Source organism: Pseudoflavitalea rhizosphaerae, assembly GCF_003991355.1.
Classification (GTDB): domain Bacteria; phylum Bacteroidota; class Bacteroidia; order Chitinophagales; family Chitinophagaceae; genus Pseudobacter; species Pseudobacter rhizosphaerae.
Genome location: NZ_RCSU01000001.1, coordinates 668,112 through 691,131, shown reverse-complemented (window position 1 = coordinate 691,131; position 23,020 = coordinate 668,112). Strand labels below are relative to the sequence as shown.

General features: G+C 47.2%; 12 protein-coding genes. 11 read left to right on the top strand and 1 reads right to left on the bottom strand.

The features are described from left to right. The first annotated feature begins 54 nt into the window (after positions 1-54). The 6 genes from D9Y29_RS02495 to D9Y29_RS02470 all read left to right on the top strand — a co-directional run bounded on the left by D9Y29_RS02495 (position 55) and on the right by D9Y29_RS02470 (position 9,839). Positions 55-1,239 carry a FecR family protein gene (locus D9Y29_RS02495; protein WP_127124849.1) on the top strand — a complete coding sequence of 395 codons (1,185 nt, stop codon included), beginning with the start codon at positions 55-57 and terminating at the stop codon, positions 1,237-1,239. A 225-nt stretch (positions 1,240-1,464) separates the two neighbouring features. Then, complete coding sequence (locus D9Y29_RS02490) at positions 1,465-5,109, top strand: SusC/RagA family TonB-linked outer membrane protein (RefSeq protein ID WP_241237830.1); 3,645 nt, start codon at positions 1,465-1,467, stop codon at positions 5,107-5,109. Between the two features lie 44 nt (positions 5,110-5,153). Beyond that, a complete protein-coding gene (locus tag D9Y29_RS02485; protein ID WP_127124848.1) occupies positions 5,154-6,626 on the top strand; it encodes a RagB/SusD family nutrient uptake outer membrane protein in 1,473 nt (490 codons plus the stop codon). Between the two features lie 2 nt (positions 6,627-6,628). Beyond that, positions 6,629-8,005: a substrate import-associated zinc metallohydrolase lipoprotein gene (locus D9Y29_RS02480; RefSeq protein WP_127124847.1), complete on the top strand. Its 1,377-nt coding sequence runs from the start codon at positions 6,629-6,631 to the stop codon at positions 8,003-8,005. 12 nt (positions 8,006-8,017) lie between these two features. Continuing rightward, positions 8,018-9,331: a DUF4302 domain-containing protein gene (locus tag D9Y29_RS02475; RefSeq protein ID WP_127124846.1), complete on the top strand. Its 1,314-nt coding sequence runs from the start codon at positions 8,018-8,020 to the stop codon at positions 9,329-9,331. A gap of 328 nt (positions 9,332-9,659) precedes the next feature. Then, the gene (locus tag D9Y29_RS02470) at positions 9,660-9,839 is read left to right on the top strand and encodes a hypothetical protein (protein ID WP_127124845.1); all 180 of its coding nucleotides are present in this window, start codon (positions 9,660-9,662) and stop codon (positions 9,837-9,839) included. Between the two features lie 59 nt (positions 9,840-9,898). Here D9Y29_RS02470 and D9Y29_RS02465 read toward each other — a convergent pair whose 3' ends face one another. After that, entirely contained in the window at positions 9,899-12,307 is a 2,409-nt protein-coding gene (locus D9Y29_RS02465) for an ABC transporter permease (RefSeq protein WP_127124844.1), read from the bottom strand. A 188-nt stretch (positions 12,308-12,495) separates the two neighbouring features. Here D9Y29_RS02465 and D9Y29_RS02460 point away from each other — a divergent pair, with 188 nt between their 5' ends. From D9Y29_RS02460 to D9Y29_RS02440, 5 genes are all read left to right on the top strand, one after another. Continuing rightward, positions 12,496-15,105, top strand: a complete 2,610-nt coding sequence (locus tag D9Y29_RS02460) for a Kelch repeat-containing protein (protein ID WP_127124843.1) — start codon at positions 12,496-12,498, stop codon at positions 15,103-15,105. Between the two features lie 129 nt (positions 15,106-15,234). After that, entirely contained in the window at positions 15,235-16,317 is a 1,083-nt protein-coding gene (locus D9Y29_RS02455; protein WP_206513689.1) for a LamG domain-containing protein, read from the top strand. Between the two features lie 28 nt (positions 16,318-16,345). Next, a complete protein-coding gene (locus tag D9Y29_RS02450) occupies positions 16,346-19,348 on the top strand; it encodes a SusC/RagA family TonB-linked outer membrane protein (RefSeq protein ID WP_127124842.1) in 3,003 nt (1,000 codons plus the stop codon). 18 nt (positions 19,349-19,366) lie between these two features. Then, on the top strand, positions 19,367-21,025 hold the full coding sequence (locus D9Y29_RS02445) for a RagB/SusD family nutrient uptake outer membrane protein (RefSeq protein ID WP_127124841.1): 1,659 nt from the start codon (positions 19,367-19,369) through the stop codon (positions 21,023-21,025). A gap of 30 nt (positions 21,026-21,055) precedes the next feature. Beyond that, positions 21,056-22,885 (top strand): GxGYxYP domain-containing protein, encoded by a 1,830-nt coding sequence (locus tag D9Y29_RS02440; protein ID WP_127124840.1) that lies wholly within the window; start codon positions 21,056-21,058, stop codon positions 22,883-22,885. The last annotated feature ends 135 nt before the right edge of the window (positions 22,886-23,020 follow it).

Here is a 23,020-nt window from a genome sequence, read left to right as displayed (position 1 = left end):
TTTAGGAAGACGTGTTGAAGCTGTGTCTTTACTAACTACTATTAACTCCAGGTAATGGACCAAAACCGGATCAACTACTTATTAAAACAATTCGCTGAAGGCAATATCACCAGTGATGAAAAAGTAGAACTGGAAATATTGTTGTCAAGCCCCAACAGGGAAGAGCTGGTGGAATATATTACCAGCCTGATGCAACAGGAACGGGCTTCCGGCTTCGTCAGTACCAGCAACTCCAATACCGGTACATTCGGTAAGATCATATCATCAGATAAAACAAACATTACTACCATCGGGCCTGCATCCAGGATTCGCCCACGATTCTGGATCGGGGCCGCAGCAGCAGTTATATTGCTGCTCAGCATAGGTGCCTGGTTCTATCTTTCCCGCAATAAAAAGGACGAGCCGGCCCGCATTGCCGCTACCCGGAAAGCGATTCCTGAAAAGGACCCCGGCCGCAACACGGCCATTCTCACACTGGGTGATAATTCATTCGTTGAACTGGACAGTGCCGGCAATGGTGTGATCTCCACCCAGGGCGGCTCCGTTGTGCAACTCGCTAATGGCGAACTGGCCTACCAGGCGCAGGCAAATGCAGGAACTGTTACGTACAACAAAATAAGCACACCCAAAGGCGGCGAATTCACCGTTACACTGTCAGACGGCACCAAAGTGTGGCTCAATGCCGCTTCATCCATTCGCTTTCCCACTGTATTCTCCGGCAGCAAACGCGAAGTGGAGCTTACAGGTGAAGCGTATATGGAAGTGACGGAAGATAGCAAACATCCCTTTGAAGTAAAGATCAGGGGTGTAAATGTTACCGTACTCGGAACCCAGTTCAATGTCAATGGATATGAAGATGAGGACGAACTGGTCACTACGCTCGTATCCGGGCGTGTGCGCGTATCCGCCACCGGTAGTAACGATCAGCTGCTGCAACCCGGCCAGCACGCCGTATTCAATAACGGGAATGGCCATCTCTTTGTGGAAAAGGCGGATGTGGCGGAGGAAACCGCCTGGAAGAATGGCAAGACCTGGTTCAATGGCGCCAATATCAGGCAGATCATGCGCCAGATCTCAAGATGGTACAATGTTGATGTGGAATACAGGGGGAATGTGGTGAATATGGATTTCACCTGCACTGTATCCCGCAAAGACAAACTCTCCAAACTGCTCAGCCTGCTTGAACTCACCGGGGCTGTAGAATTCACTATGGAAGGCAATACGATCATTGTTCATTGATACATGAGAAAGTCAATTTATAAATGAAAAAGACCAAAAAAAAGTAGAAAAACGATCCGTAAAAAAAGCCGGTAATGTTGACGCATTACCGGCAAGCTGTTGGATCGAACATTCGCTGGTATCACTCAGTAAACGTTAACCAAACATTCCAAAAGTATGACAATTACTGCTTATGGGAGTGGCCCTTTTATGCGTGGGCGGCTTCCGGCCAAAACTCTATTGATCATGAGGCTGATTTTATTGCTGACAATCGTGGCTACTCTCCAGTCCTCAGCCGCCGGCTGGGCTCAGAATGTGACGATCAATCTCAGGAATGCCGAACTGGAAAAGGTTTTCCTCGAAATGCGAAAACAAACCGGATTCCAGTTCGTCTACAACATGCAGATGTTGCAGCATGCCCGCAAAGTGACTGTTTCCGTAACCAATGCCCCACTGGAGCAGGCATTGAAGCTGACGCTCGCCGGACAACCGCTGACCTACACCATCGTTGACAGCAGTGTGGTGATCAAGCCGGTTAAAACACAGCAGCAAGCTGTTGTTCCCCTTTCCGTTTCCCCGGCTTCCGATAATATCAATGTGAGCGGTGTAGTGAGATCCTCCGAAGGCAATCCCATCCAGGGCGTGTCTATCGTGATCAAAGGCACCAACACAGGTACCACCACTGATAAAGACGGGAAGTTCGAAATGAGGGGCGTGAATGAAAAAGCCACCCTCGTTTTCAGCGCCGTGGGATTCACCACCAAAGAAGTGAAACTTACCCCCACTACCACTGTATTGAGTATTGAGCTTAGCCCCGCCGAATCGAAACTGTCTGAAGTAGTGGTGACCGGTTATCAGAATGTTGACCGCAAACTCTTTACCGGCGCTTCTTCCAAAGTGAATGCAAAAGATGCAGAACGGAGCGGTGTTCCGGATGTTTCTCGTATGCTGGAAGGCCAGGTGGCCGGTGTGAGCGTACAGAACGTGTCCGGAACCTTCGGTGCTGCGCCTAAGATCCGCGTCCGCGGCGCCACTTCACTTTCCGGCGAGAACAAGCCACTCTGGGTAGTGGATGGGATCATCCTGGAAGATGTGGTGAATATCTCCAATGAAGCCCTCTCTACCGGTGATGCCAATACGCTGATCGGTTCTTCCGTGGCTGGTATCAACCCGGATGATATCGAATCTTTCACCATCCTTAAAGACGCTGCCGCTACAGCCATGTACGGCGCACGCGCCATGAATGGTGTAATAGTGGTGAACACTAAAAAAGGAAGGAATACCAACGGTAAACCCCAGATCAATTATTCAGGAACATTTACCACTTATCTTAAACCTACTTACGATCAGTTCGATATCATGAATTCGGCCGATCAGCTCTCGGTACTGATGGAGCTGAAAGAGAAAGGATACTACAATCACAGCGCCAGCTCAAGAGGAAAGGATGGTGGCATCTTCTACAAGATGTACAATCTGATGTATGAAGAGGACGAAGTAACAGGAGAGTTCAAACAAAAGAATACAGAGCAGGATATCCTCAATTTCCTGGAAAGATATGCCAAAGCCAATACTGACTGGTTCGATATCCTTTTCCGTAACTCCCTGCTGCAGGAGCATTCTCTCAGCGTTAGTTCAGGTTCTCAGAATTCGCAGACCTATTTCTCCACTTCAATGATGAAGGATAATGGTATGACGCTTGGCGATAATGTAAGTCGTTACACCGCTAAATTCCGTAACAACTTCCGCCTTAATGAGAAGTTCCGTGGAGAAGTACTGGTGAACGGATCCATCAGGGACCAGCGTACACCCGGTACGCTTACCAGGACCTCCGATCCCGTGTATGGTTTGTATTCACGTGATTTTGATATCAACCCTTATTCCTACGCGCTGAACACCAGCCGTCTCATGACTGCGTATGACCAGAACGGTGAGAGGGAATATTTTGTCAGGAATTTTGCTCCATTCAATATTTTAAGTGAGCTCGATAACAATTACCTGACCCTGAAAGGCATTGATCTGCAGGTGCAGATGGGCCTCAAGTATAAAGTGCTGCGTAAACTCGAATACTCCATCGACGGAGCTTTCCGCTATGCAACTAATACGCGTCATCACTACGTGAAAGACAAATCGAATATGGCCGAGTCTTTCCGTGCGGATTACGATGCTACCATTTCAAAGGACAATACCAACCTCTACACAGATCCGGATGATCTCAATTCTTTACCACAGGTAGTATTGCCGGAAGGTGGATTCTTCAATACCACAGTTGATAACCTGAAGAATTTTTATTTCAGGCAGAACCTGGAATATGATAATACTTTCCGTGATGATCATCGCCTCAATGTTTTTGGTTCGATGGAAGTGCGCAGTACGGACCGTCAGAATTCAAACTATGAAGGTATCGGTTATCAATACGAAAGCGGCGGTCTCGTAAATCCGAATTACCGCTACTTCAAAAAAATGATCGAAGGTGGTGATCCCTATTTCGGAATGTATACAACCAGTGACCGCTTTGCGGCCTTCATGGGCCGTGCGGCATATGCCTATAAAGATAAATACAGCGTTAACGGAACTTTCCGTTACGATGGTTCCAATAAAATGGGAAAATCGAGAGTGGCCAGATGGCTGCCCACCTGGAATATTTCAGGCGCCTGGCATATCGATAATGAGCCATTCTTCAATCATCGCGTCAGCAGGATCCTTTCCGGCGCCACTATCCGTGGTACTTATGGTATGACGGCTAGCATCGGCAGCGCCAGCAACTCCGCAGCCGTTTTCTACAACCAGGTGGCACGCCGCCCATATGAAACTGAAAAAGAATCAGGCATCTATATCAGCGGTCTCGAAAACTCCGGCCTGACCTGGGAAAAAATGTACGAACTCAATATCGGTACCGACTTCTCTCTTTTCAATAAAGTGGATTTTACCATCGACTGGTACAAACGTAATTCTTTCGACCTGATCGGTAGCCTCAACACTTCCGGTATTGGCGGACAGTTCACAAAAACTGCCAACTATGCGGATATGAAAGCACATGGTTTTGAATTCACCGTAGCCGGTAATCCAGTAAATATCAAGGGCGGTTTTCGCTGGAGAACGCAATTCAATTTCGCCGTGAACAAAAATGAGATCACCAACCTGGAGATCAATCCCAATATCTGGACCAATGTACGCGCGGAAGGCGGTATGAGAATGGGCAATTCACAACGCGGACTGTATTCCATTCCTTTTGCAGGACTGGACCCCACTTATGGATATCCTGTTTTCTATACAGCCGATGGAAAAGGCACAACCACTTATGTGCGTCTCCAGGATGAAGACCAGAACTACACAGTGTACCATGGTCCAACAGATCCCACTCTTACCGGCGGTTTCTATAATCATTTTTCATACAAAGGATTTTCGATCTCAACACTCATCACTTTTGCTGCCGGCAACTATGTAAGGCTGCAACCCGCATTTGCTTCAAGGTACTCCGATATGTATACGATGAGTAACAGGATGTACGACAGGTGGCTGGTTTCAGGAGATGAGAAACGAACCAATATTCCATCCCTGATTGGTGTGTACCATGTGGACAATGCTGTTCAGAATGGCGGTTCCGTTGTATCCGGACAATATCCTTATAACGCGTACAACTATTCTACCGAATCAGTAGCGAAGGGTGATTTCATCCGTCTGAAAAGGGTTTCCGTGGATTACGAGATCCCCGCCAAACTGTTGCAGCGCCTGAAACTGAGAAGCATGCAGATCTCGCTGGTGGGCAACAATATTGCGCTCCTGTATTCAGATAAAAACCTATATGGCGCAGATCCCGAGTTTTTCAACAACGGTGGTGTGGCCATGCCGATCCCTAAACAATACACGCTGGCTGTGAAGCTGGGAATTTAATGGTGAATCGAAAACAGACAGCAAACAATTAAACTGACTTATTGATGAAAAGGAATATAATCTTAGGAACACTGTTATCATGCGGGGCCTTGTTTTCCTCCTGTAACAAATACCTGGATGAGAACCCCGATAACAGGGCAGAAATAAATACGGTGGAAAAAGTAGCCGGACTGCTGGTCTCAGCCTATCCCGGAAGACATTACCTGTTCAATGAATCTGCTTCCGATAATTCGGAAGACAGAACAGCGGCATTGTCGTCCAACCAGAACCAGCCGATGGTTGATCTCTATTTCTGGCTCGATCCTTCAGGGTCGGGTAACAGCACGCCGGCAGAATACTGGAACGCCTGTTATTCAGCTATCGCTTCGGCTAACCATGCCCTGCAGGCCATCGAAGAACATAATATGGGTACGAAGGCTGACGTGTACAAAGGAGAAGCACTTGTTGCGCGCGCTTATGCTCATCATATGCTCGTGATGCATTTTGCAGCTTCTTACGAACCCGGAGGCGCAAATGAAGGAATGGGTGTTCCCTATGTAACTACACCGGAAACCGAAGTGTTTGCCAAATACGACAGGGGAACAGTGAAAGGAGTATATGAAAAAATAGAAAAAGATCTTACAGACGGACTTGCCCTGCTCAAGGCAGGTGCATGGACAGTTCCGAAATATCATTTCACTCCACAGGCCGCACATGCTTTTGCTGCCAGGTTCTATCTTTTCAAAGGCGATTGGGATAAAGTAATTGAACATGCCACAGCGGTTTTTCCTGAAGGCAATTTTTACAATAATCTCAGGCAATACACTGGTACCATGGCCAGCTGGAACAGTGATGAGATCAGGCAGATGTTCACGAAAGCAGAAGCTCCCTTCAACCTGTTGATCGCAAATACTTATTCAACTTACCATCGCAGTACCGGCGCAGGCGCCAATCGTTATGGATTTGGTGAGCAGGTGAAAGCCAACTGGTCAGGCCCTACTGTATTCGGACCAATATTCAGAACTACACTTTACCATTGGACCGCGCCCAATTATAATCCCGGTAAATATCTTGAGTATTTTCATATCACCAATGTGCAGCAGAATACTGGACAGCCCTATATCATGATGCCGTTGTTCTCAGTAGATGAAGTATTGATCAACCGTGCAGAAGCTTACCTTCATAAGAAGAGCTATACCCATGCCATCAACGATATGAATGATTTTGCAAGAGCACGCATTTCCGGATTTACCGTTTCTGCTCATGGCATCACTGTAGAAAAGGCGAAAACATTCACAGGTGAAGAAGATGATGATAAAGCTATGATGGCAGCTCTCCTCGACACCAAGAAAAAAGCATTTCTCCTGGAAGGTATTCGCTGGATGGATATTCTCCGTCACAAGATAACTGTGAGGCACAATCATATCGATGGCAACGGTACAGAAACATTTACTGAACTGAAGCCGGGTGATCCGCGCAGGATGTTCCAGTTGCCGCAGGAAGTGAAACTCTCTGGTTTACCATTAAATCCCCGTTAACAATGAAACTGAAACATATTTTCAATGCATGTTTATTAGGACTTGTGCTGCTCAATGCACAGTCATGCAGGAAATCCGATTCGCTAGAGGTGGATATGGACAGGTATAAGCTGAATATTCAGGGAGATGCAGAGATAGACGCCTGGATTGCCACCAATATGACCAGTCCTTATAATATCGAGCTGGTGTACAGGTTTGAAAGGAGCCTCACAGATGTGGCGCGTGACATTGCACCGGTAAAGCTTGAGAAAGTGAAACCGACGGCGGAAGCCATCATCAATATATTTCTTAAAACTTATGAGAAAGTAGCCGGCGCTTCTTTTATCAGAAGATATACGCCGAAACAATTCGTGCTGTACGGATCTCCGTCTTACAACTCAAATGGTACCATCGTGCTGGGAACAGCAGACGGTGGCCGCAGGGTTGTATTGTATGAGCTCAATGATCTCAACTTCAGCGACCCCGCACAGGTGAGCCGCAAGATGCGCACCATCCACCACGAGTTCACGCATATCCTTAACCAGATCATCGATATCCAGCCGGATTTCAGATTGGTGACAAAATCAGACTATAATGAGGACTGGACGGCTTCCGCCAATACTGCCGCCGATGCACAACGCCTGGGCTTTGTATCCAGGTATGCGAGAAGTTCATTTACGGAAGACTTTGCAGAAATGACAGCCCATCTGCTGATCGAAGGCCAGTTCTGGTTTGAAGCCTATGCAAAAGCAGCAGGCGCCGATGGTCAGGCGAAACTGAAAAAGAAAGAAGCCCTGGTAGTGGATTATTTCAGGCAGAACTTCAATATCAATTTCCGTGAGCTGCAATATGAAGTATCTAAAGTATTGACTGAAGTGTATAACGATCAGACCAAGTCATTCACCTATGCCATCCGGAATAACCAGGTAACAATACCATTCAATGTGGCGCCTGATGATGGCCCGCATTATGTGGAATTCGGTCAGTCTGAAAAGTTTGCGGAAATATGGCAGGCGGTGAAAGACAGTATTGCATTGAGCGGCCGGAAAGCTTCCAACTTCAATGTGGTATTTCTTTCCAATACAGTAATGCAGCTGCAGCAGAACTACCTCAGCTCTGCCAATAGTCCATTCACCGCCTGGTATGATTTCAATGTCAGTATCAATGCAGACGGGGATATCGTATTCACACGTTTCGATAACGGGGGCACTGAAGGTCAGTATGGTAATGGACGCATAGTCTCAGTACTAAAAGGATACAAGCCGATGCTGGATTACCTGGAATCACATGTGTTCAAAGCCGATTGGATACCCCTTGATGCAGGTCCAAAGAATTACCTGCGTTATGGAGGATTTTATGTGAAAGACGAACCGGACAATTACTTCTATGGAAAATTCTAAAAAAGTAAAATCATGAAACAACTGCTTTATATATTTTCGGCGGCATTGCTGTTCACTGCCTGTAAAAAAGATACGGCCAGGGTATTTGATGAAAGTCCGGAAGAAAGAATGGGGTCCCGTATCGATGAGCTCAATGATCTTCTGCTGAGCGCGCCCAATGGCTGGAAAGTGTCGCTCACTACTACGGCCAAAGGTGGATATGGCTTCTATATGGATTTCAAAAAGGACAATGTATCGATGGTGGCCGATCTCAATGCCAGCACCACTACTACTACCAATACATCCACCTGGCGTATCAAATGGGTGATGAATGCCACGCTGATCTTCGATACCTATAATTATATCTCCATGCTGCAGGACCCTTCACCATCTTCCTATGGAGGCGCTTCAGGATCTGGTTTAAAGAGTGATGTGGAATGGGAATACCAGGGCACCAGCGGAGATACGGTGAAAATGAAAGGGTTCAAATACAGGAATGATATGTTCCTGGTGAAAGCCACGGCAGATGAAAAGGCTCGCTTCTTAAGCAGTGCTTACAAAGATAATGTGGATGCTTTCAACCAGTTCTTTGCAGAGAAGAGCAATAATTATATCAACATCGATGGCATCGGCAACAAAGTGGAATTTATTTACGACTACCTGGCGAAAGCCGTAAAGTTCCAGTATGTAAATAATGAAGGTGGAGTGGTGCAAAGCAATGGTAAATTCAATTTCGAAGATATCGGACTGAATATTGCTCCCGGTTTTGAAGTGGCAGGTATCAGCTTTTCAAAAGCAAAGCTGGAGAACGGTGAACTGGTGCTGTACACTACTACCGGCGCCAAATACACAGTGAGCCAGCATACGCTGCCAATCCTGCCAATGCCGTTGCTCTTTGCTTACAATGGTACTTACAAGGAATTGTTTGTAACCGGTGTATTGCCTGCAGGCGTAACATCCGGATTCAATTCGATATGGCAATCGGCCGTTACTAAGTTCGCTCAATTGAATCCGCCGAGGACCATTGTAGATTTCAGGTTCATCCTGGCTAATTCAACCAATGCCACCCTCACGGTCAGAAGCAATAACGGGTCTTCCACATTCAGTGCGGTAGGCACATTCAAATACACGTATGAAGATGGGGTGATCACGCTGTCCAATTTTACATACGATGGCAACTGGTCGCCGCGCATACCTCAGTTGATCGATGTTCAGAATTTCTTTATTAATGCCGGACCATTCAGGATCGATTATGTAACCAGTTCAAACCCCAATGTAACCAACCTGGGCGGACTATACAGCATTGCTGATCCGAGCATATTCTTTTACGGGACCCTGCGGAAATAACCAGATAGCAAACACGCAGTTTTACAAGAAGAGGCTGTTTTGTTTTAACGGCCTCCCTTCTTCAGGCAGGAATGCGAAAGGCGCCTCATTGGTTGAGGCGCCTTTTTTTCTGAAGCGATTTCAAACAGCCATCCTCCCCAATCCCCTTATTTCTTTTTTCTTTTCGCTTTTTTGGTTAAGGCCCGTGAAGAATAGTCTTCCAGGTATTGGCAGTCCCGCTCATTCACATTTCATTAAATAAACGATAGGTTTTCTTTAGTAAACTTCATTCCCTTTTTCAGTCAAAGAAGTAAATGTGCTCATTCAATAACTGAAAAAATGGAAGCATATGAAAACGTTTATCTCCTTTATTACTTTCATACTCATTGTAGCTGTAGGTATTGCAAGTTTTATTCTTTTCCGTCAAAGTGAATACGTGCTGTCGGCCTTGCTGACGGTAGCAGGCTTCCTGTCGCTCAATGGCTGGGTCTATTTTCTGAATGCAAACAAGAAAGCTGCCCTGCAATAGGTACTCTATAAAAATGGTGATATGTGTAGAATGGATGATCCCGGTTCGCCGGGATTTTTTTATTCTGTTTTTAAACCGTTTACCGGGTTGGCCATTGCTGCCCTGATGGTTTGTGCAATGATCAGCAAGGCGGTTACCACCAGCAGGCTGCCGATGCAGACAAGGAATGGCAGAACTGTAATATCTATCCTGTATGCATAACCGTTCAGCCATTTTTGCATCATCAGGAAAGCGATCGGGCAGGCTGCTATGCAGGCGATCAGCATCACGCCAAGGAATTCTTTCAGGAATAAGCGAATGATACTGCTTACCGGTGAGCCCAGCACTTTTCGCACTCCGATCTCTCTCGTCCTTTTCTGAACACTGAGAGAAACCAGTCCGGTTACTCCCAGTAACACAATGATCACAGAGAGCACAGTGGCGGCCATGGAAGCTTTCTGCAATCGCAACTCGGATTTGTAAAGCAACTTCAGTCTGTCGTCCATGAACTGGTATTCGAATGCAGATCCCGGCATCAGTGCGGCCCATTCTCTTTCCAGCGCTTCAATACAATTTGCAATACTTCCCGGTTTGATCTTGAATGAAAAGTAACGGTATACTGAGATCAGTTTCACCTGGAAGAAGGCGGCTGGTTGAATGGCCTGCTGCATGGAGCCGAAATGGAAATCTTTTGTAACTCCGGCAATGGTGAAGATCTGTTGCCATCCTGCCAATTTCACCTGTCTTCCAATTGCATCAGCAGCCTGAGCATAGCCCAGTGCTTTTGCCTGCGATTCATTCACTACTATTTTCAAAGGATCTGTAGCAAAACCGTCAGCGGAATAGAATACACCGGCGGCCATGGGGATATTGTAGGTTTGCGCATAGCGCTCGTCCGTGAAAAGCGTTTGAGCGGTGCTGAATGAAGTGGAGTCTGCACCGGCATTGTACATATCGATGGTGCCGGAATTCTTTCCATCAGGCACTTCGTAGGAGAGCGAAATATTTTGCACCTGTGGCATCAATTCAAATCGTTTACGGATATTTTCCATTTTTTCAACGCCTTCAGCGCACCAGTTCCTGGGCGCCTGCGCAGCGATCACAAATTCTTTATCGAAACCAAGGCTGCGGCCAAAGAACAGGTTCATCTGCTGGTTGATGATATAGGCTGCAATCAATACAACGGCAGCGGTCAGGAACTGGAAACCCAGGAATGATTTGCGCAGCAGGATATTTTCCCTGATACTGGCCAGCTTCCCTTTTACTGCGTCTACTGATTTAAGTGATGAGAGAACGAAGGCAGGGTAGATGCCCGCCATTATGCCAATTACCAGTGTTAACAGCAATGGGTATGCGATAAAGTATACCGGGAATTTGCCTAATCCCGGTAATTCAGTTCCCAACATCGTATTGAAGAAAGGAGTTGCTACCACATAGAGGAACAAGGCCAGTAACATAGCAAAGAAAACCAGCAGGATGGATTCCACCAGGAATTGCCCGATCAGTTGCTGTTTCAATCCTCCCATCACCTTTCTGATCCCGATCTCCCGCATACGTGATGAGGAGCGGCTTACAGCCATATTGATGAAGTTGATGACGGCCATCAGTAAAATGAAAATGGCTGTGGCCGATAATGCATAGAGCATTTTCCTGATCAGTCCATTATTGGCTGACAGGTAATATTCTTTGAGCGATACCACATAAGGTTGCAGGTTCTCCGCCGCGTATGCCGGTGCATGTGATTTAACCAGTTGCAGCATGGCCCTGTCCACTTCGGCCGCCTGAACACCTGGCTGCAATTCCACATAACCCACAAGGTAGAATTTGTCCCATCCTTCCACCTGCCTGTTGAGGTAGCGGGAGGTAGCAAAGGGCAGGAAGATGCCATTGGCATTGTCATCGTTCACGGTGATCACGGAATTGGCAGGTTGATCATCCATTACAGCGGTGATCATGAAATCATGTTTTGAGCCGGAGAAGTTTTCGATGCTGAGGGTTTCGCCCACTACATCGGTTCTGCCGAAATATTTTCTGGCTTTTTCTGCTGTAATCACTGCCGAGAAAGGATCGGCGAGTGCGGTGGATGCATTTCCATGAAGAAGCTTGAATCCATAGGTGGAGAGAAAGCTGCTGTCGCCCACCTGCAAGCCTTCCCGGAAAACCCTATCTCCTTTGGATACATTAGTGGTAACGCCATCCCAGTGATAGTAATTGGCTACGAGGTGGGGATATTCGCGCTTAAGCGCTTCCGGTAGTTTTTCGATGGTGGTCAGTTCCTGGCCCATGCCGGGATCCTTCCATTTGCTCTGTATGATGTATTGCCTGTTGGCATTTTTCAGGTGTTTATTCACCTGCAACTGGCTCCATATGAACGCAGCTACCAGCAAGGTGAAGGCAATGCCTGCTGAGAGGCCAATCACATTGATAGTGGAATAAAAGCGATTCTTGATAATATTGCGCCAGGCGATTATGAAATAGTTTCTCAGCATTGTGTACGCTTGATTTAAAACGGTTTTTATGTGAACAAACTCAATGCCATGCTCTTTATTTGTTGATAATAAGGAAGATAGAAGGGCGCTAAATCATGACTGTGTCCGCTTTTGTTACATAGGATTGTTATGTTTCCGGAACAAGTTGCACTAATATTTCGCTAATACCTGCTTCAAATTAAGCATCTTTGAGCCATATTTTTGCGCCAAAATTATTTGCAGGTATGCTTTATGAGAAGCCTGGTCATTTGCCTCTGACCCTGTCCGGTTTGTTCACTATGCGGTATCGCCAATTGGGCTGCGCCCTGGTTGTGCTGCTGTTGTTGCTGCCATCCTGCCTGCTGGCCCAGGGGCTTCTCTTCAATTCCAACGATAGCCTCCTGCTCAAACGCACCGCATACCAGGTGTTCAGCAAGCCTCCTCAGTTCAATAATAATTTCAGCATCAGTTTTGACCTGAGTATCTGGGACAAGAAACACTTCGGCTATGTGCTCACGGTGAAAGATGATGCCGGACGCCTCTATACACTGAGCTATTTGTATCCCGGAAAAGATACCGGTTACCTGCACCTGAATATCGGCAATGAAAGCAATAAGATCAGGATAAGGCTTACTCCCTCAGAGTTGCAGCAAAGACAGTGGATGACCATCAGGCTGGACTTCCTCCTTCAGTCAGACAGCATGCATATGTGGGTGAATAACCAATTGTACAAGGCCGGAGGGTTTGGCTTCGGCAAAACCATGAGGCCAGGCCTCTTCTTCGGAAAATTTGAATACCTCAATGATGTGCCAGCCATGGCTATCAGGGAGCTGAGGGTATCTGGTGATGACCAGGATTTCCGGTTCCCGCTCAATGAATGGAGCGGAGATGAAGTGCATAGCGCCGGAGGGAAAGTGATGGGACATGTGGATTTTCCCAACTGGCTCATCAATGAGAGTTTTTTCTGGAAAGAGCGCGTGGCGCGCAGGTTTGATGAGGTTACAGGTGTTTGTTACGTACCTGATTCTTCCAGGTTGTACATGCTCAGCCGGAACTCCATGCAGGTATACGATATCACAAAGGACCAGTTGAAAGAAGTGAAATACCTGAATGAGCTGCCTGTGAGAATGATCCTGGCCAAAACGATCTATCTTCCTTCGGAGAACAGCATTTATTTATATGAAGCGAATGATGTTCAAAAAGATGATCCCACCATCGCCGCCCTGAATCTTTCAACACTTGAATGGAAAGTAGTAGGAACAGCATTTATTCCGGAGCAAAGACATCATCATAATATATTGTTCGATAGTCTTTCCAAACAGTTTTACCTGTTCGGCGGCTATGGCTCATTTTCCTGGTTCAATACTTTCTTCCGTTATGATAAAACGAAGGACCAGTGGGAACGTACCCTCTTCAGGGGCGATTCCATCACGCCCCGTTTCTTTTCCGCTTCCGGCAATGCAGGAAAGCCGGATGAGGTCTTCATTTTTGGAGGATTCGGGAATGCTTCCGGGCAACAGGTGGTAGGAGGGAAGCATACTTATGATCTCTACAGGGTCAATCTTACAGACAGGACCATCCGAAAACTCTGGGAGAGAAAAATCACTGATTCCAATTTCGTTCCGGCCAATAACCTGATCCTTTCTCCGGACAAAAAGTACTTTTATGTGATCTGCTATCCGCACCATATTTCCCGGACGGCCCTTCAGCTCTACCGGTTTTCCATAGCCGATGGTTCATATGAGATCGTCAGTTCCAGTGTACCATTGATCTCCGAGAAAATAGAATCCGATATCAATCTTTACCTGAACAACAAATCGGGAGAAATGTACTGTGTGGTCCAGGAATTTGCCGATGCGCAACGCTCGAACATAAGAGTATTGTCGCTGGCTTATCCGCCGGTAGTGCCGGCAGAAGAAAAATATGGTTCCCGTTCCGGCCTCATCTGGGCCGTACTGGCAGGCCTGGCGGCGTTGTCCGGAATTCTCTTTTTCCTGAACCGCAAAAAAAGAAAAGGAAACAAGGCGACAGAAGTGCAGCAAACCGGCCAGGAGATCCAGAAAGCAGGAGAAGAACAGTCGACTCCCGGATGCATTCAACAAAACGCCATTTATATTTTAGGTCCGCTCACTGTGTTTGATAAAAAAGGAACAGATATCACATACCTGTTCAGTCCAAAGATCCGCCAGCTCTTTGTTCTCATACTCCTCAAAACAAGAAAAGGCGGCATCACATCCCGGGAGATCTCCATGGCCCTCTGGCCGGAAAAGGAAGTGGTCAAAACAAAGAATATTCGCGGGGTCAATATCAATCATCTCAGGAATGCGCTGGCTGATCTGGAGGGCATCCGGCTCGTATTTGTGAACGACAGCTATGTTTTTGAAATGGATGATCGTGTTTTCTGCGATTATCTTGAACTGCTCAAAGAGATCAAATCGGATACCGGAAAGGATATTACCGCTCTCTTTACCCGGGGCAACCTGCTCACAGACCTGGACGATCCCTCCCTCGACCCCCTCCGGCAGGGTTATGAGGATGAAGTGCTGCCTTTCATTTTTATAAAGATGAAGGATGCCTATCAGTTACAGGATCACAAAACAGTGATCAGGTTATCAGAAACGGTGTTGGAAATGGACCCTTTCAATGAACCGGCCATTCAATATGAACTGGCTACTTTGAAAAGATGGAAAGGAGCTGAAAGCGCCCGGAAAAAATACGAGGCTTTCGCTTCAAATTATGAAAAATCATTAGGTGTTGCCTACGCCATCCCATTTGAAAAAATGCCATTACCGGAAACTGATCTGTCATCCAATGATTAAAAATCCAGGCGGTTAGCGAAATAGTCCCTGTATTAATCCCTTTTTTAACCCCTTTATTAATCGTCTTATCAAAATATTCGCAGGGTAATTGCGGCTCCTTAACCCCAGTTGCATCAAAATAATTGCTATATGAAAAAATCCCTGATGCCTTACCTGTTATGGGTGTTTGCCATTCCGGTAATTATTGGCTCCTCCGGATGTAAAAAGAAATTCAACACCACCCGCGAGCTCTCGTTCGATTGTATCAAAGAAAAGATCGATAAGATGGGGAGCATCCTGGATACCGCAAGGGTAGGAGAAGATGATTACATGTTCCCTCAGTCCAGTGTTGACGATCTCCAGGCCACTCTGGATGAAACAAAAACAAATCTGTCTGAGGCCATGGCCGGCAGGTTCGTTTTGCAGTATGAGGCGGACAATGTTTGCCTCAAGGCTGATCAGGCCATCACACGTTTCCTGGGCTCTTACAATTTCACGCTCCCTGCCGGATCTGATGGACAGCTACTCGTTAACGGCCTGGACCAGAAAGGAAGCATCGACTTCGGCGATCATGCTGAATACTCTGCCTCCAATACTTTCACCGTGGAGCTCTGGGTGAAGTACAATCAGAACTTCCTCGATTTTGAAATGGCCAGCATTGTGGGCACTACCAGTGAAGGCCCTGATGGCCCCAACAAATTCGAAGGCTGGAATATCCACTACCAGCGTTCAGGAAATCTCCGCGCCAGTATAGGCTGCGGTTCCGGCGTATTGGAACAGGCCCGCGCCTATCCCACCAATTATGGAGAATGGAACCATGTGGCGCTCGTATGGGATATCAATGCTACTGCCGGCGCAGGGGAAGACAGACCTTATCATATGAAGATGTTCGTGAACGGGGAACTTTTCTGGCAGAAGAACAATGATATCCTCAGCGGAGGCAGCCCAAGGCCCATGTTGCCCAGCAGCCGCAAAAAGATGCGTGCCTTCATGGACCCATACCATCCTACCCGCTGCATGACGGGCTATATGAAAAAATTCAGGATCTGGAATGCAGCCAAAACGCAGGACCAGATCAAAACACTCATGAATGGCGATGTAACCGGCACCGAAGCCGGCCTGCTTTGCGCCTGGGATTTCCTGAAAGTGCCTGCTGACCCTTCCAATATCCCGGACAAAACAGGCAGGTTCACTGCAAAGATCCAGGGATCGCACAAATGGATGCCACTTTGATTTCCTCTCAATTTGTAAAGACTTCATCATGAAACTTATTACTATCATGCGTATACGCTGTTTCAATATATTGCTGTTGCTTTGCCTGCTATGCCCTGCTGCATTGCTGGCGCAGCAGCCTGCCTCTAAGAATATAAAGGGTACAGTCCTGGATACTGCCGGTAAAGCGCTTGCCGGCGCCAGCATCAGTATCAAAGGCACAAGTCGCGGTACCACTTCAGACGCCTCTGGCGCCTTCTCTATCACAGCGCCTATTAATGCACAGCTGGAGATCTCCCTCCTGGGATTCGCTTCACAAACGCTCGCTGTTGCGGATATAGAAGGTGATCTCAAGATCAAACTCGATGTAAGCGCCAGCACCATGGAAGGAGTAGTGGTGATCGGTTATGGCACCATCCGCAAAAAGGATGTTACCGGCGCCATTCAGACCATCGATGGAAGCACCCTGGAAAAATCCATGATGCCGGATATCACGCAGGCCCTCAACGGACGCGTAAGCGGTGTGAATGTACTCAAGACCTCCAACAGACCGGGAGCCGGCTTTAATGTACAGGTTCGCGGCACCAATTCATTCAATTTCTCCAACGAGCCATTGTATGTGATCGATGGAATTCCCACCACCAATGGCATGCGCTACCTGAATCCTTCAGATATAGAGTCGATAGATGTGCTGAAAGACGCTTCCAGCAGCGCCATCTATGGTTCCCGTGGTTCCAACGGCGTGGTGATCATCACCACCAAAGGGGGAAAGAAGAAAGATGGTTTCGATGTGAACTACAATGGCTATGCAGGCATCAAAGTGCCGGCCCGCATTCCTGATATGATCGGTTCAGAAGGCAATGGCCTCGAATATGTTGATTACCGCATCGCACTCTGGACAAATAAATACGGACCTTCTTCCTTATCCCGTCCTGATTTCCTCACTGCCGCCGAAAAAGACAGGGTCCGTTTTGGAGAGTATTACGACTGGACCAGGGAAGTACTCAAATCAGGAGTGATCCATAGCCACAGTGTGAACGCTTCCGGTGGATCGGAGAAAACCAGTTACACTTTTGGACTTGGTTATTTCGATGAAGACGGTATCACCGGTCGTGAGGGTTTCAAAAGAATGACCGCCAATCTCGGTCTGGAGCATCGCATGAGCAGCAAGGTGAAAATGGGCTTCAATACCTACGGCTCAAAGGTGAATATCGATGAAGGCTCCTCTGAAGCGCTGGTGAATGCTTTTTTCATTCCGCCGATTGTAAGCCCCTATGATGAGAATGGCAACAGGCTGTTTAAAGTACAGCCCACCAGCAGCAAAGTGAATCCGATCATCGATATGGAAAACGATATCCGCGAACGCGAAGAATACTACGCAAATATTTCAGGGTACATCGAAATATCGCCGATAAAAGACCTTAGTTTCAAATCACAATTTGCCAGTCAATATGATACCTATACCTACGGTACTTTCAAAGGATTGTATACGCAGGCGAAGAGTGGTGTGAATCCCCCTGATGCCTACAAGGAAACAGGCAAGAATTTCAACTGGGTCTGGGATAATATTGTAACCTGGAAAAAGAATATTGGTAAAGACCATAAACTGCATGCCATCGGTTTGTTCAGCATTCAGCAGGACCAGCACGAGAGCTCCAGGATGCGCGGCGAAGGATTGCCCTACAATTCAGGCTGGCACGCCATTCAAACTGCTGACCAGATCACTGGCGTGGAATCCGATTATTGGGAGTCTGCCATGGTTTCTTTCATGGGCCGTGTGAACTATACCTACCAGGGAAAATATTTGCTTACCCTCACTACCCGCTATGATGGTACTTCCCGTCTGGCTAAATCAAACCGATGGGGAATGATGCCATCTGCGGCCATTGGCTGGCAGATCTCCGAAGAGGAGTTTATGAAAGAGGTATCCTTTGTGAATGATCTCAAACTCAGACTGAGCTATGGTCTTACAGGTAACAACAATGTACGTCATGATGTAACCCGGACCCGTCTTGCGATGAGCCGTTATCTTTTTGGCGACAAAGGCACCGTGGGTTTTGGCCTGGGTAACGAGATCGGCAATCCCAACCTGAAATGGGAAATGACCTCAGAGTTCAATGCCGGTCTGGATTTCGGATTTCTCCGCAACCGCATCCGCGGTACGCTCGATGTTTACAAACGCATCACCCGCGACCTGATCTTCGAAAGAAAAGTAGCCAGTATCAACGGTTATCAATCCTTTCTCGAAAATATAGGATCTACTTCCAATGAAGGTATCGAGCTTGGACTTACTACCGTGAACGTATCCACTAAAAACTTCACCTGGAAGACCGATCTAACGTTCTCCAGGAACCGGAATAAGATCCGCGACCTCTATGGCGATAAGAAAGATGATATTGCCAACCGCTGGTTCATTGGCCAGCCTATCAATGTGATCTACGATTTCAATTTCACCGGTATCTGGCAAACCAGTGAAAAAGATGCTGCCGCCCGTTACGGCAAAGCGCCGGGACATATCAAGATCGAAGACAGGAACAACGATAACGCCTTCGATGAGCGCGATATGAAAGTGCTCGGTTCGCCAAATCCCGACTGGACAGGCGGTATCACCAATACTTTCACCTGGAAGAACTGGGATCTGTCAGCCTTCGTGTATGTGCGCAAAGGCGGCCTCTATGATGATCCTTTCACGTTCATGTTCACCGCCTGGGACAATGAGCACTGGAACAAACTGGATGTGAATTACTGGACGCCGGACAATCCCAGTAACGAATATCCCGGCATTGGCGCCGTATCACTGCATACACAGGTGCTGAGTAAAGTGAAAGGAACATTCGTGAAGGTGCAGAACCTTTCAGCCGGGTATACTTTCGATGCAGATAAACTGAAAAGGGTGAAAATGAAGAATCTTCGTGTGTACGGAACCGTTAATAATCCATTCACGTTCAGCAAGTACCTGGGCTCGGATCCGGAATCCATCGGGGAAGATCCTTACAGTGAATTATCCATCATGCCGATGAGCTTCACGCTCGGATTGAACATCACATTCTAATCATTCAAATCAGCAGATATGAAGAAGCTATTTTTTGTTCCGGTACTGGCTGTGGCGGTGCTGCTCACCCAGGCAGGCTGTAACAAGATCCTCAATACAGATAACCCATCCCATACCACGGATGAGCTCTACAATTCAAAAGCAGGTCTGGATCGCCTGCTCACTGATATCTATTCCAAACTCCGTAATCATTATAACGAAGGCAAGATCCAGTATTGGGGCACAGACCTGTACATGGCGGCAGAAGCCAATCCCGATGCCAATATGTTCAATGCCTATGACGCCAGTTTCAATTCAACGGCTGGCGTGGTGGGCGGTTACTGGAATAACTTGTACAAGATGGTGCAGGAATCCAATATCATCCTTACCCGTCTGAAACCAGATTGGGAAGGTGTAACGCAGGCTGATTACAATACCATGGTGGCCGAAACGAAATTCCTTCGTACCCTTTCCTATTTCTATTTGACTGAAACCTTCGGCAAAGTACCGCTGATCAGAGAGGAGCAATTACAGCCTATTACAGAAGTGACGCAGGAAACGGAAGCCAGTCTCTATAGTTTCATGATTGCAGAGCTGGAGTCGATAAAGAATGTACTGCCGGTAAAAAGTTCTGCACGTGGAAGGATCAACAATGCGGCAGTATTGCAGTTGCTCGGCAAGCTCTATCTTACACGTGCATACAAACCATTCAAAGAGGCAACGGACTTCAATAAAGCTGCATCTTATTTCGATCTGATCATCGATGATGCCGGCAAACCTTATGAGCTATTACCCAATTTTGCGAGCGTATTCGATGAGAACAATCAGAACAACCGTGAAGTGATCTTTGCTGTTCAATATGCAGCCGACAGGAATTACAATGGCGATGGTAACCCGCTTCAAAGAATGTTCGGTTTCTGTCTTACCTGCTTTTATCCTGATATGTTCATCGAAGTGCAGAAGGATTATTCCTATATGCAGCGTGAATTCTGGATCAATCCCAAAGCACACGAACTATATACTGATCCGGCTATTGATAGCCGTTATGATGCCACTTTTGAGCGCTCCTTCCTCATCAATGATCCTGCAAACGCTGACTTCGGTAAGCTTGGTCTCTACTTCCCCGTATGGAACGATAATTCAGGCGACAATAAGGGAGCGAAAGAATTCATTTCCTTCAAAACGAATGATGGCAAATACCGCTGGTATCCACAGGTGGCTGCCTATCCCGACCTGGCCAATGGTTCAGACAGGATGCCCATCGTAAAGAAATTCAAAGACACGAAGATCCTATGGCAGGGTGGTGGTAGCCGTGAAGCTGTTGTGTATCGTCTGGCAGACACTTACCTGCTTTCTGCGGAAGCGCATCTTGGTGATGGCAATCCCGGAAAGGCATTGCAACGCGTGAACGATATCCGCCGCAGAGCCGCCGTGAATGATGCAGCCAAACCTTTGATGACCTTCAGTGCCGTGAACCTTGATATCATCCTCGATGAACGCGGCCGCGAGATGATGGGTGAGTACGACAGGTGGTTCGATCTGAAAAGGACAGGCAAGCTCATCGATCGTGTACTTGCCTGGAACCCGCAGGCCATTGCAGCAGACAACCTGAACGAGGACCACCTGGTGCGACCCATCCCGCAGGATGAGATCAATAAACTCAAAGGTCTCGATCAGAATCCCGGTTACACCAAATAAGCCGTATTGCTCATCATCAAACAAAAGATCATGTTCATCAAAAATATATTACTGCTGGCGATCGCATCTTCAATGCTGACCTGCTGTTACAAATACAACCGCCCTTCCGGCGAACGTCCTGCCCAGGATGAAAAGAAACTTTACAACGAACAGTTCGACGCCTTTGCAGATGAAGGTCAGTACTGGATGCCCAAACTTAAGCCAGGAAAGAATTACTGGCTGGTAGTGGATAGCCGGAGCAATGAGAACAACGACGATAATAACAGTCTCCGTAACCATATCCTTGCAGAGAGCATCATCGGTGTTACGGCCCTGGCCGTGAACGAAGGCAGGAGTGAAACGATGGTCTGGACACAGGATCCCAATTCTAACTATTCCGAAGTGGTGAAGAAAACCGGCATGAGCCATAACGGTAACCAGAGTACCTGGGAGCTGATAGAACATCACGGTAATGTCAAATCCTTTATCGAAGGTTATATCCTCTGCGATGTGAACAATGAAGAGAGCATCAATGCCGCTACCGTGGCCGCACATATTCATCATTCCATTATTGCAGATGTGAAATATGAAGCGCGCGTAAAAGCGCTGGGATATACCATGAAGTATGATGCCACTAATAAAACAACGGCAGATGCCTGGGCTGAATTCAAAGACAATTGTAACAACAATGCCCTGGTGATGATGCCTGTAATGACAGGGAACCAGCGCGGATACGCCATTGCCAACAAACTGATGATGGTGAACTACAATAAGAAGTACAACCAGCCTGCTTCCGGCAATAACCAGGCATTGATCAAAGATATCCTCGCATGGCTGAAACCGTTATCACCGGTGATCGGATGGGAGCAGGGGCTGGAAGAAAAAACATTCGTGGACATGGTTTCACAAAGCGGCAACCTGATGGTGCCGTTCGACTGGGCCTGGAATGCCACCATGATGAGTGCAGGCTATGAGAACAAACAAGCCGGCCTGGCCAAAGTGACCAATCCGCAGTTCATCAAATACGATGACACCAAACACTATGCGAGCTTCCTGCTCACCGATGGAGACAATGTAATGTGGATGATTAACGACTTCAACAATAGTTCATATTATGGCAATCCTGCCGGTGCTGGCATCAATATGTCTTACGGATTGCCTGTTGCCAACCTGGGCATGTTATCACCATATCAGCTGGAACGCTTGATGGGCGCGCAGCATCAGAGTGCATCTCTGGTGGAATACGGTGGTGGCGGATATTACTATCCCGATAATTTCGGGGAGTTGAAGAACAGGACCGAATTACTGAATATGATCGCTACGAAGATCGGTTCGCATATGCGCCAGCATCGTACAAAAGTACTGGGACTGATCTGCGGAGATGTGGTGTCCGCAAAATCAAAAGAAGCCTATCAGGCCTATATCAACAATAATGATCAGTTGGCCGGTATCGTGGCGGTCCAGTATACACCCTATGCAGGTGGCAATGGTGAGATCATGTGGTTCAGGAACAAACAGGGAGTGGATATTCCAGTGATCACCGCCAGGTACAGCATCTGGAACCACGGTGCGCAGAATCATGCCAGTGAAGGTACACCGGCTTATATCGCTTCGAAGATCAATTCTCTGGCGGCAGGTAATGAAAAAACACATACACTTACCATGGTGCATGCCTGGTCTTCTTTTAAGGATATCGGCAATTCCACTGATCCGCTGGCAGAGAATAATGGCGGTGATCAGCGCGGCGTTACCCCCGCCACCTGGTGCGCCAGAAGACTGAATGAAAATGTAAAAGTGGTGAATGTGGAAGAACTGATCTGGCAGGTGAGAATGAAATACAGGCCCGAACAAACTAAGGAATTCCTGAACAAATATTTCTAACCAATTAAGTCCGAAAAGACGGTATTGGTAAAGCATCCGGTTTTATCCGGGTGCTTTTTTGTTGTTTTACGATAACAAAATCAATGAAACCCTTTCGCATTGCGATGAAAGTGAACTGCGGTTACGCATAGCCCG

Coding starts and splice junctions, on each gene's coding strand:
- D9Y29_RS02495 (WP_127124849.1), top strand. CDS start 55: ATGGACCAAAACCGGATCAACTACTTATTAAAACAATTCGCTGAAGGC.
- D9Y29_RS02490 (WP_241237830.1), top strand. CDS start 1,465: ATGAGGCTGATTTTATTGCTGACAATCGTGGCTACTCTCCAGTCCTCA.
- D9Y29_RS02485 (WP_127124848.1), top strand. CDS start 5,154: ATGAAAAGGAATATAATCTTAGGAACACTGTTATCATGCGGGGCCTTG.
- D9Y29_RS02480 (WP_127124847.1), top strand. CDS start 6,629: ATGAAACTGAAACATATTTTCAATGCATGTTTATTAGGACTTGTGCTG.
- D9Y29_RS02475 (WP_127124846.1), top strand. CDS start 8,018: ATGAAACAACTGCTTTATATATTTTCGGCGGCATTGCTGTTCACTGCC.
- D9Y29_RS02470 (WP_127124845.1), top strand. CDS start 9,660: ATGAAAACGTTTATCTCCTTTATTACTTTCATACTCATTGTAGCTGTA.
- D9Y29_RS02465 (WP_127124844.1), bottom strand. CDS start 12,307: ATGCTGAGAAACTATTTCATAATCGCCTGGCGCAATATTATCAAGAAT.
- D9Y29_RS02455 (WP_206513689.1), top strand. CDS start 15,235: ATGAAAAAATCCCTGATGCCTTACCTGTTATGGGTGTTTGCCATTCCG.
- D9Y29_RS02450 (WP_127124842.1), top strand. CDS start 16,346: ATGAAACTTATTACTATCATGCGTATACGCTGTTTCAATATATTGCTG.
- D9Y29_RS02445 (WP_127124841.1), top strand. CDS start 19,367: ATGAAGAAGCTATTTTTTGTTCCGGTACTGGCTGTGGCGGTGCTGCTC.
- D9Y29_RS02440 (WP_127124840.1), top strand. CDS start 21,056: ATGTTCATCAAAAATATATTACTGCTGGCGATCGCATCTTCAATGCTG.